General features: G+C 50.8%; 11 protein-coding genes and 1 riboswitch. All 11 genes read left to right on the top strand.

Features of this window, described 5'->3' with window-relative positions; genetic code table 11:
- Positions 1-445 precede the first annotated feature (445 nt).
- A complete protein-coding gene (locus PHF27_RS11295) occupies positions 446-1,621 on the top strand; it encodes an ABC transporter substrate-binding protein (RefSeq protein ID WP_300069992.1) in 1,176 nt (391 codons plus the stop codon).
- A 293-nt stretch (positions 1,622-1,914) separates the two neighbouring features.
- Positions 1,915-3,093, top strand: a complete 1,179-nt coding sequence (locus PHF27_RS11290) for an ABC transporter substrate-binding protein (protein ID WP_300069989.1) — start codon at positions 1,915-1,917, stop codon at positions 3,091-3,093.
- Between the two features lie 157 nt (positions 3,094-3,250).
- A complete protein-coding gene (locus PHF27_RS11285; protein ID WP_300069986.1) occupies positions 3,251-4,138 on the top strand; it encodes a branched-chain amino acid ABC transporter permease in 888 nt (295 codons plus the stop codon).
- Between the two features lie 9 nt (positions 4,139-4,147).
- A complete protein-coding gene (locus PHF27_RS11280; protein ID WP_300069983.1) occupies positions 4,148-5,101 on the top strand; it encodes a branched-chain amino acid ABC transporter permease in 954 nt (317 codons plus the stop codon).
- The gene (locus PHF27_RS11275; RefSeq protein ID WP_300069980.1) at positions 5,088-5,855 is read left to right on the top strand and encodes an ABC transporter ATP-binding protein; all 768 of its coding nucleotides are present in this window, start codon (positions 5,088-5,090) and stop codon (positions 5,853-5,855) included. Before PHF27_RS11280 ends, PHF27_RS11275 begins: the two co-directional genes overlap by 14 nt.
- Positions 5,855-6,559, top strand: coding sequence for an ABC transporter ATP-binding protein (locus tag PHF27_RS11270; protein WP_300069977.1), 705 nt, complete (start codon positions 5,855-5,857; stop codon positions 6,557-6,559). Before PHF27_RS11275 ends, PHF27_RS11270 begins: the two co-directional genes overlap by 1 nt.
- Before the next feature lie 59 nt (positions 6,560-6,618).
- Entirely contained in the window at positions 6,619-7,263 is a 645-nt protein-coding gene (locus PHF27_RS11265; RefSeq protein WP_300069974.1) for a CBS and ACT domain-containing protein, read from the top strand.
- A 48-nt stretch (positions 7,264-7,311) separates the two neighbouring features.
- A riboswitch (NiCo riboswitch) is annotated at positions 7,312-7,398 on the top strand.
- 56 nt (positions 7,399-7,454) lie between these two features.
- Positions 7,455-8,375, top strand: coding sequence for a cation diffusion facilitator family transporter (locus PHF27_RS11260; protein ID WP_300069971.1), 921 nt, complete (start codon positions 7,455-7,457; stop codon positions 8,373-8,375).
- A 6-nt stretch (positions 8,376-8,381) separates the two neighbouring features.
- Positions 8,382-8,978 carry a methyltransferase domain-containing protein gene (locus PHF27_RS11255; RefSeq protein ID WP_300069968.1) on the top strand — a complete coding sequence of 199 codons (597 nt, stop codon included), beginning with the start codon at positions 8,382-8,384 and terminating at the stop codon, positions 8,976-8,978.
- A 171-nt stretch (positions 8,979-9,149) separates the two neighbouring features.
- The gene (panB, locus tag PHF27_RS11250) at positions 9,150-9,986 is read left to right on the top strand and encodes a 3-methyl-2-oxobutanoate hydroxymethyltransferase (RefSeq protein WP_300069965.1); all 837 of its coding nucleotides are present in this window, start codon (positions 9,150-9,152) and stop codon (positions 9,984-9,986) included.
- A 21-nt stretch (positions 9,987-10,007) separates the two neighbouring features.
- Positions 10,008-10,804: bile acid:sodium symporter family protein (locus PHF27_RS11245; RefSeq protein WP_300069962.1), on the top strand; the 797-nt coding region annotated here is incomplete at its 3' end.

Below are 10,804 nucleotides of genomic sequence, written 5' to 3'. Positions count from 1 at the left end.
TACCCATTTTTCGAATAATTGGACTTGCTTTGGATTAGATTTTCAAAATGCCCGTGCCAAGGTTTAGTTGTGGAATTTTATTCGATGGATTTAAGGACTTTATGAGAACACTCACTTTACTCCTGTTTAATCAACGTTCCCTGGGAAAGAGAGTACTAAATCACAAAATCCACACCGGAAAAACAAATGGTGTCTAAAAATAGACATGTTTCGAGATCGTGAACATTACGTGTCGATAAATGAAAAAATATGTGAACTTTTGATTGACAGGGAGGATGTAGGAAAATATAATAAAGGACAACGGACAAGATTATCCGTGCAAAAAACACATGTTCCCGCGTGAGATGTAATTTTGTAATCCTTGCGCATATTGAGGGAGCACGGCAAGAATGTCCAGGAATTATACGGTAGATTCTAACATGAGATGAAACAGGGGGCATGTAGCGTGAGTAAAAAATGGCAAAAGTGGCTCGGCGTAGCCTTGGCGGCAACGCTGACAACAGCGTTGGTAGCCGGCTGCGGCGGCAAAAGCGAACCTAAAGGGGATGCCAATGAAATTCGCATTGGCGCCAGCATGGAATTGACTGGCGGTGTAGCGGCTTACGGTCAGCAGACGTTGAACGGGATCAAGTTGGCTGTGAAGCAGGCAAATGACGCTGGCGGCATCAACGGCAAGAAGATCAATTTGATTGTGGCGGATAACAAGTCGGAAGCATCGGAGGCTACCAACTCGGTAACGAAGCTGATCAATCAGGATAAGGTTATTGCCGTTCTCGGTCCGGTGGTAAGCTCGAATGCGTTGGCGGCGCTTCCGGTAGCGGAAAGCTCCAAAGTTCCTCTGTTGACGCCGACTGCTACGAATCCCGATGTAACTGTAAAAGACGGTAAGGTTCGCCCTTATGCGTTCCGGTCCTGTTTTATCGATCCTTTCCAGGGAACCGTAGTGGCTAATTTTGCTTCGAAGACCTTAGGCGCTAAGAAAGCGGCTATTTATGTGGATAACAGCTCGGATTACTCCAAAGGGCTGGCTAAATTCTTTGAAGAGAATTTTGTCAAAAATGGCGGCACCATTGTTATAAAAGAAGCGTTCCTGCAAAAAGACCAGGACTTCAAATCGACCTTGACCAAAATTAAGGCAGCCGGCGCGGATGTAATTTATGTTCCCGGCTACTATGAAGAAGTGGGCAAGATCGTCAAACAGGCTCGGGAAATGGGTATTACCCTTCCGATCACCGGCGGCGACGGTTGGGATAATGCCAAGCTGCCTGAAGTAGCTGGCGCAGCAGCACTGAACAATACCTTCTTCAGCAATCACTATTCGGCAGAAGATAAGGACCCTAATGTTTCTAAATTTGTAGAAGCTTACAAGAAAGAATACAATGAAGCCCCCAGCGCCTTGTCGGCGTTGGGCTATGACGCCGGCTTGCTATTGGTAGACGCTCTCAAACGGGCAGGCAGCACTGATTCGGCGAAACTGACTGAAGCCTTGGCGGCGGTGAAGAACCTCCAGGTTTCCACAGGTATCATTTCCCTGGATGCCAATCATAACCCAGTAAAGAGCGCTGTCATCATTGAAATGAAGGATGGCAAGCAAACCTTTAAAGAAAAAGTAAATCCTTAAAGAAAGAGGGTTAAGGCAACTTGCCTTAGCCCTTCTTTTTCCACTTTCTTCCGAACCGTATCCATTTGGAAGGTTTCGTTTTAAAACCTGTTTTTGTTTTTGTGCAGAGGACATGTGGCGTTCGTGTATACAAGGAGTGGTATTGACAGTCCAAAAACCGTGCACTATAATGACAACATGTACACGGAAAGATTCACTGCAGATGGACGCGGTGTCGAATTACGGACACAGTTTTCAGAATAGCGGCAAGACATTGCGCCGTTGCAGGGAATCCAATGACAGGAGGCTGGAGAATGCTGACGAAAAAAGTCGCGCGCTGGATTGGCGTTGCCTTGGTAGGCGGCTTGCTGACAGCAGCCCTTGCAGGCTGTGGCGGCGGTGCTAAGCAAGATGCCAACGTAATCAAGCTCGGCGCCAACCTGGAGATGACCGGAAACAATGCTACCTTCGGACAATCGGCTGCTAACGGAGCTAAACTGGCGATTAAGGAAATTAACGCTAAGGGCGGCATCAACGGCAAGCAGCTGGAACTTGTAGTTGCGGACAACAAGAGCGAGGCGGCTGAAGCTGCGAACGCCATGCAAAAGCTGATTACTCAGGATAAAGTAGTAGGCGTGATCGCGCCGATTGCTTCTTCCAGCGTTATTGCCGCAGCTCAGGTTAATATGGCTAATAAAGTACTGGCCATCAGCCCGACGGCTTCCAATCCGAAAGTTACTGTAGACCCTGCTACCGGAAAAGTACGGGATTTCCTGTTCCGGGCGGCATTCATCGATCCGTTCCAGGGTTCGGTTATGGCCAACTTTGCAGGCAAGAGCTTGAAAGCCACGAAAGCGGCCATGTATATCGACAACAGTTCCGACTATGCCAAAGGCTTAGGGCAGTTCTTTAAGGAAACCTTCCTCAAGAATGGCGGCGCCATTGTTTCGGAAGAAGCCTACCTGGCTAAAGACACGGATTTTAAAGCGACCCTGACGAAAATCAAAGCGGCTAATCCGGACGTGCTCTTTGTACCTGGTTACTACCAGGAAGTGGGCATGATCATCAAACAGGCTCGGGAAATGGGTCTGACGATGCCAATCCTGGGCGGCGACGGCTGGGATTCAGCGAAGCTGCCGGAGATTGCCGGGGCTGGCGCTTTGAACAATACCTTCTTTGCCAATCATTACTCGCCTGACGACAATAGTCCGGCCATCAAAGCCTTTGTTGACTCGTATAAAAAGGAATACGGCCAAACGCCTGACGCCTTTGCCGCTCTTTCGTACGACGCTACCATGATGGTGATTGAAGCCATTAAACGCGCCGGCGGCACGGATACGACGAAAATCAAGGATGAACTGGCTAAGACCAAAGATTATCAGGCTGTATCCGGAAAGATCACCTTGAATGAAAGCCATGACGCGGTGAAGAGCGCCGTTATCATTGAATTCAAGGATGGCAAGCAAGCATTTAAGGAAAAAGTCAATCCGTAATCCGAAGGTTTGTTAGCGGATGTACCGGGAGTTATCGAAGGGGATAAGACTGCGCAACCCATAGGGCTACGCGCCGTCTTGTTCCCTTTTTGCTGCTCGCGTTTTGAATAGAAGTGACTGAATTTAGACGGTTTTAGATTGGAAAGGAGGATCGCCCATGGATTTTTTAATTCAAGTAATACAACAGTTGATTAACGGTATTTCTTTGGGCAGCATTTACGCCCTGATCGCTCTTGGCTATACGATGGTTTACGGTATTATCAAGCTTATCAATTTTGCACATGGCGATATTTATATGGTAGGTGCTTATATCGGTTTCTTTGCGACAACCGTATTGGGAGTATCCTTTGTTCCGGCCTTGCTAATCGCTATGGTTGGCGCCGGTTTGGCGGGCATGTTGATTGAATACCTGGCGTACCGGCCGCTGCGGTTTGCGCCGAAGATTTCGGTGCTGATCACGGCCATCGGCGTTTCGCTGCTTTTGGAATATGGCGGTATGCTGGTGGTTTCTCCTCAGCCGCGGACCTTCCCGGCGGTATTTCCCACAGAGACGTACAATTTGGCAGGCATTATCATCAATAACCAACAGGTGGTCATCTTGGTGGTTTCGCTGCTGCTCATGGTGCTGCTGACGTATGTCGTGCAGTACACTAAAATCGGCAAGGCCATGCGCGCCGTATCCTTTGATACGGAAGCCGCACAGCTGATGGGCATTGATTCGGGCAGAATCATTTCCTTTACTTTTGGCATTGGCTCGGCCTTGGCGGCTGCCGCAGGCGTTCTTGTTGGCGTGTACTACAACTCCATTGATCCGCTGATGGGCATCATGCCTGGCTTAAAAGCCTTCGTTGCAGCCGTTTTGGGCGGTATCGGCATTTTGCCGGGCGCTATGCTGGGCGGTCTTATCTTGGGGGTTGTAGAAGCGCTGGTAAGCGGCTTTATTTCCTCCACCTTCCGCGATGCGGCGGCGTTTGCCATTTTGATTCTGATTCTGCTCTTCAAGCCGTCCGGCTTGTTAGGCAAAAATACCCGTGAGAAAGTGTAGGTGACAGGCATGCGGAGCAAAACGAAAAAAGACCTGAAGGTTCTTGGTTTGTGCATGGCCCTGTTCGCTGTCGTGCAGGTGCTCATAAACGTTGATTTTATTGGTCCTTTCTGGGAATTGAATCTGATTCTGATCGGCATCAATATTATTTTGGCTTCTAGTCTGAACTTGATTAACGGTTTTACTGGCCAGTTTTCGATCGGTCATGCCGGTTTCATGGCGGTGGGCGCGTATGTTAGCGCCGTGCTGTCGGTAAAATTTGAGCTGCCGTTTTTGCTGGCGATTTTAGGAGGCGCCGCTGGCGCCGGCCTTCTTGGTTTCTTAATCGGTCTGCCGACGCTGCGCCTTAAAGGCGACTATTTAGCCATTGCCACCCTGGGCTTGGGAGAAATTATCCGTATTTGCATTTTGAACATTCAATATGTAGGCGGCGCTTCCGGCTTCATGGGCATCCCCCGGTATACGAATTTTGCCTGGGTTTTTGCCTTGACGGTAGTTACTTTGTTTATCATTAAAAATCTGATCAATTCTACTCATGGACGCGCCTGTATTGCCATTCGCGAGAATGAGATCGCCGCCGAGTCCATGGGGGTGGATACAACGCGTTATAAAGTTATGGCCTTTACGATCGGCGCTTTTTTCGCCGGCGTGGCGGGCGCTCTCTTTTCGCATTACTTCTACATCGCCCATCCGGCTTCGTTTACCTTCATGAAGTCTTTCGACATTTTGACCATCGTGGTTTTGGGCGGTCTGGGAAGCTTGACCGGCTCTGTTACGGCGGCGGTGCTGCTGACCTTTGTTTCGGCGGCTTTGGCGGGCTATCCGGAATGGCGCATGGTTATCTATTCGTTGATGCTCATCATCTTGATGATTTATCGCCCTCAAGGGCTGTTTGGCAACAAGGAATTGAGTATGGCCACGTTTGGCCGTTTGTTTGGAGGTGGCAAACGTGACGCTGCTTAAAACTACCAAGCTGTCTAAGGTGTTCGGTGGCCTGCGGGCGGTTTCCAATTTTGAAATGGAAATCAACAAGGGCGAGCTCGTTGGTTTAATCGGCCCAAACGGAGCTGGCAAAACCACGGCCTTTAACTTGTTGACCGGCGTATACGAACCGACCGAAGGGGAAATCATTTTTGACGGCCAAAGTGTTGTCGGCCTCAAGCCTTATCAGGTTACCCAGAAGGGGATTGCAAGAACCTTCCAGAACATCCGTCTTTTCAGCGAGATGACGGTGCTGGACAATGTTAAGGTTGCGTATCACTTCCATATGAAGTATGGCCTGGCAGAGGCGGTAAGCCGTCTAGGCCGCTATTTCGGCGAAGAAGAAGAGCTGGAAGAGCAGGCAATTCGCTTTTTGGAGATCTTCCAATTGGCTGATAAAAAAGATGAAGTAGCCAAGAACCTTCCTTACGGGGAACAGCGCCGTTTGGAAATTGCCCGGGCCCTGGCGGCGAAGCCGAAATTGCTGCTCCTTGACGAGCCCGCAGCCGGCATGAACCCGCAGGAAACCCAGCAGCTGCTGCAAATGATTCGCTGGATTCGCAAGGAATTTGACTTAACTATCCTTCTTATTGAGCATGACATGAGTCTGGTTATGAATGTGTGCGAGCGCATTTACGTGCTGGATTACGGCAAGATTATCGCCAGCGGCACGCCGGATGAGATCAAGAACAATAAGCAAGTCGTCGAGGCGTATCTCGGTGAGGAGGTGAACTGATGCTGACTATAGACAATCTTAACGTATTTTATGGCGCTATTCATGCGTTGAAGGGCATTTCCCTGGAAGTAAAAGAAGGGGAAATTGTGACTCTTATCGGCGCCAACGGCGCTGGCAAGTCCACCACGCTGCGCACTATTTCCGGCTTGTTGAAACCCAAGGAAGGCAGCATTAAGTTTGAAGGCAATGATATCGGCGGCATGGCAGCCCAGAACGTTGTTAAACTGGGCATTTCCCAGGTTCCCGAAGGCCGGCGCATTTTTGCTAATATGACGGTCATGGAAAACCTGGAGCTTGGCGCGTTTATTCGCAGCGATAAGGCTGGCATTGCGCAGGATTTGGATATGGTTTTTGGCCGCTTTCCTCGTTTGGCGGAACGCAGGAGCCAGCTGGCAGGAACCTTGTCCGGCGGGGAACAGCAGATGCTGGCCATGGGCCGGGCGCTGATGAGCCGTCCGCGGATGATGCTTCTAGATGAACCGTCCATGGGCTTGGCGCCGCTTTTAATTCGTGAAATATTTAATATCATTGTGGATATCAATTCGACAGGAACTACGGTTCTTTTGGTCGAACAAAATGCTAACATGGCCTTGTCTATTGCGCACCGAGCTTATGTTATGGAAACCGGACGCATCACGCTGTCCGGCGATGCGAAAGAACTGGCTGCTAGTGAGGATGTCCGCAAGGCGTACCTGGGCGGCTGATGCCGTCTAGCCGGGGTGCGTCCCTGGCTCCCCATGGATGAAAGGAGAGTGTTTCTAATATGTTTGTGAAAGATCAGATGACCGTCAATCCGGTGACTGTTACATCAGCGACTACCATTGCGGATGCTGCCGAGCTCATGAAGAAACATCGCTTTCGCCGCTTGCCTGTGGTTGATATCGGCAAGTTGGTGGGTATTGTAACTGATCGCGATTTGCGCAAGGCTTCGCCGTCTTCGGCTACGACTCTGTCCGTTCATGAAGCGGATTACTTGTTGTCAAAAGCCTTGATCAAGGATATCATGACTAAAAAGGTTCTCAGCATTGGCTCAGAAGCTACGATCGAAGAAGCGGCTCTGGTGATGTACAATAACCGCATCGGCGGCGTGCCGGTAGTGGATAAAAATCAGGATGTAGTCGGCATTATCACCGAGACTGATATCTTTAAGTGCCTGGTGGACATCATGGGCTTGCCTTCGGGAACTACGCGCGTTACGATTCGCGTACCCGACAAGGCGGGAGTCATTACTGAAATTACCGGTATTTACGCAGACTTGGGCATTAACATTACCTCTATGGCCAGCTATACCCTGCCGGACGGCAGCGGTGAAGAAGTCATTCGCGGCGATGTGAAAGACGTGGAAGAACTCACAAAACGCATTGAGGCCAAAGGCTACAAAGTAGTTCACGTCGCTCAGATTGGGTAGCACTATTGAGAAAAATTCCCATAGTTTACACGGAAATTGACTTGTGATACAATACCAATAAGGATCAGGCGGCCGTGTTGTAGCGGTGCGGCCGGGCTGCTCTTTTGGCAGCAGTAGTCAGCCTACGGGACCCTTGGGGGGGACCGTAGGCTTTTTATGTCTTGCCCCTTTTTTGAAAGGAGCTGTTAAACATGAATGAAGAATTGGTATTGTTAAAACGCCGCACAGCGCGGCTCTCGGTTGTATCTAATACATCGTTGGTCATTTTCAAGCTCCTTGTAAGCTGGCAGACGGGAGCCGTGAGTATTTTGTCCGAGGCGGCTCATTCCGCGGTGGATTTGCTGGCGGCCTTGATTGCCTGGGCGGCGGTGCGCAAGTCCGATTTACCGCCTGATGAGAAGCACGCCTATGGACACGGGAAGATCGAAAACCTCTCCGGTGCGATTGAGGCGGTACTCATTGTTGTAGCCGCCGTGGGCATCGTTTGGGAAGCGGCGCAGAAGCTTAACCAGCAGCATATGCCGGAAGATTTGGAATTGGGCCTGGCGGTAATGGCTCTTTCTATAGCTGTTAATTGGCTGGTCTCCGGAAAACTAATGACCGTGGCTAAGGCTACAGGGTCGCAGGCGCTGGAGGCGGACGCCTTGCATCTGCGGGCTGATATCTGGACCTCTGTGGGCGTTTTGGTGGGCTTGGGTCTTATCTATTGGACCGGCTTGCCCTGGCTGGATCCGGCGATTGCGTTGGTTGTGGCGGTGATTGTTTTCCGCGCTGGCTGGAAACTGACCAAGAACAGTTTCGCTGAGCTGACGGACATCAGCTTGCCGGCAGAGGAAGAAGAGCGGATTGCCTCCTTGGTACAGACGCATCCGGAAGTGTTGTCTTTGCATCGTTTGCGGACGCGCCGTTCTGGCAGTTATCGCTTGTTGGACATGCATGTGGTTCTTGGTAAGGATCTGCCCCTGGAGAATGCCCATGCGATTTGCGATCAGTTGGAAGCCGAGCTTAAGGATGTATTTGCTCCGTGTGACGTCGTCATTCACATGGAACCGTGCACTGTAGCGACAGAGGAGTTTGCCTGTGCAGGCTGTACACAGTGTGAAAGGCGGTAAGCCACCATGATGGCCAAGGTATTTGACCTTTTTTTATCATTAGTCATTGCTCGCGCTTGGCGTCGAAGTCATCTGGAGCGCGTCCAAGGGAGGGTGCTCGAAGTAGGCGGCGGCAGCGGTCTGTCTTTGCCCTGTTATCCTCGCGCAGGTTGGACCGAGCTGGCGTTGGTGGATTTGGATCAGACGATGCTGGACCTTGCGGCGCAGCGTGAGCTGCCGGGCGGTCAGCCGATGACTGTTTGCCAGGGAAATGTCGAAGCTCTGCCTTTTGAGGCTGGCGCATTTGATACGGTAGTGGCGCAGTTCCTTTTTTGCGGCGTAACGCAGCCTGTGCAGGGGCTGCGCGAATGCCGGCGCGTTTTAGCGCCGGGAGGCAGACTGTTTTTGCTGGAGCATGTGCGCAGCGACCATTGCTTTTTAGGCCCGTTGCTGGATGCGCTGAATGTGGTTACCAGCCGTTTGTTTGCGGATCGGTTTAATCAGCGAGTGGAGCTTCTTTTAGCAGAGGCCGGTTGGCGGGTCGTGCGGCGTGAAGATCTATTTTTGGATGTCATTCGTCTGTTGGAGGCGGTGCCGCAGGAAGAAGAAGCGGCCAAGTCGTGAGTGAAAAGCAGTCCTAAGGCTCACTAGAGCCTAGGGCTGCTTTTGTATTGTTAGAGTGTACTATCTTTTCGAGAAGACGCAAAACGGGCGGCAGGTGTTTCGGAGTTTGTATGGAATAGTGTTACCGTATGAACTTATTGTATTTATTATCAGCAGAAGGGAAGTTTTTTTATGGAGAAAAGAAAACCGTCAATTCCTCAGTTTAAAGCGTGGAAGGAGCAGGGACGCAAAATCCGCATGGCGACGGCGTATGATTTTTCCTTTGCATCCCTTGTGGAGCGTTCTCCGATCGAAATGATTTTGGTTGGGGACTCGTTAGGCATGGTCATGCTGGGCTATGACAGCACCGTGCCGGTGACGATGGAGGATATGGTGCATCATACGAAACCGGTGGTTCGGGGGGCGGCGAATACCTTTATTGTAGCGGATATGCCCTTTGGTTCCTATAATGTCAGCTTGAGCGAAACCATGCGCAACGCGAACCGGCTAATGCAGGAAGGCGGCGCTGACGCTATCAAGCTGGAAGGTGGCGAAGGGGTGCTCGACTTGGTGGCGGCCTTGACGTCTGGCGGCGTACCGGTGATGGGGCATATTGGCCTGACGCCGCAGACGGCTTCGCAATTGGGCGGCTTTAAGGTGCAGGGCAAGGATGCCGCAGCAGCGCAGCAGCTCATTGAAGACGCCATGGGCTTAGAAGAAGCCGGCGCTTTTGCGGTAGTTTTGGAATGCGTACCGGCGCCGGTGGCCAAAATGATTAGTGAAAAGCTGTCGATTCCCACGATTGGCATTGGGGCGGGACCGGATTGCGACGGACAGGTTTTGGTTATTCACGATTTACTGGGTATTTTTGATCGCTTTACGCCTAAATTTGTCAAAAAATATGCGACCTTGAACGGAACGATTATTGATGCGCTGAGTACATATGCCAAGGAAGTAGAAGAAGGAACCTTTCCGGGGCCGGAACATTCTTTTGGCATGGTGGAAGAAGAGCTGCAACGGCTCTACTAGAAAAGAGGAGGATGCGCAACCATGGAAGGCATTATGAAAATTAGTCAGTTTATTACCCGGCTCTTTCCTCTTTGGGTAGTGCTGTTTTCGTCATTGGCCTTTTTCTTTCCAGATCCCTTAAAACCTATGGCCAAGCTCATTCCTTACGGCTTGGGCATTATTATGCTGGGCATGGGCCTTTCGATGAAAGTCGATGATTTCAAGCTGGTTCTTTCACGTCCGAAGGATGTGTTTTGGGGTATTGTTTTACGGTATATGATTATGCCTTTTGTCGGCTATGGCGTGGCGACCATGCTGGGGCTGCCTCCGGCGCTGGCGGCAGGCTTGATTTTGGTTGGCTGCTGTCCTAGCGGCACGGCTTCTAATGTGATGACCTTTCTGGCTAAAGGCGACACCGCGCTGTCGGTGACAGTGTCCAGTTTCAATACGGTGCTGGCGCCGATTTTAACGCCCTTCATGTTTTTGTATTTAGCCGGTTCTATTATTCCCATCAATACCGAAGCCTTGCTGCTGGATATTATCAAAATTGTGTTGGTCCCTGTGGCGTTGGGCATTGGCCTGCGGACGTTGGCGTCCGATTTTGTCGATAAAATCATGGGTGTTGTGCCGGTCGTGTCGGTAGTGATGATTGTAGCGGTTATTGCCACGGTGATCGCCTTGAGTGCCGCTAAACTGGCTACGGTAGCGGTTATTGCCTTTGGAGCGGTGGCGCTGCATAATGCCATTGGCCTTGGCTTGGGCTACGGTGCGGCTAAGACGGTTGGCATGGGAGAAAAGAAATCCCGGGCCATTGCCTTTGAAATCGGCATGGAAAACTC

The organism is Anaeromusa sp., from assembly GCF_028691475.1.
Lineage (GTDB): Bacteria > Bacillota > Negativicutes > Anaeromusales > Anaeromusaceae > Anaeromusa.
The sequence above is the reverse complement of the archived record's forward strand: the minus strand, read 5'-3'. Positions and strand labels throughout refer to the sequence as shown.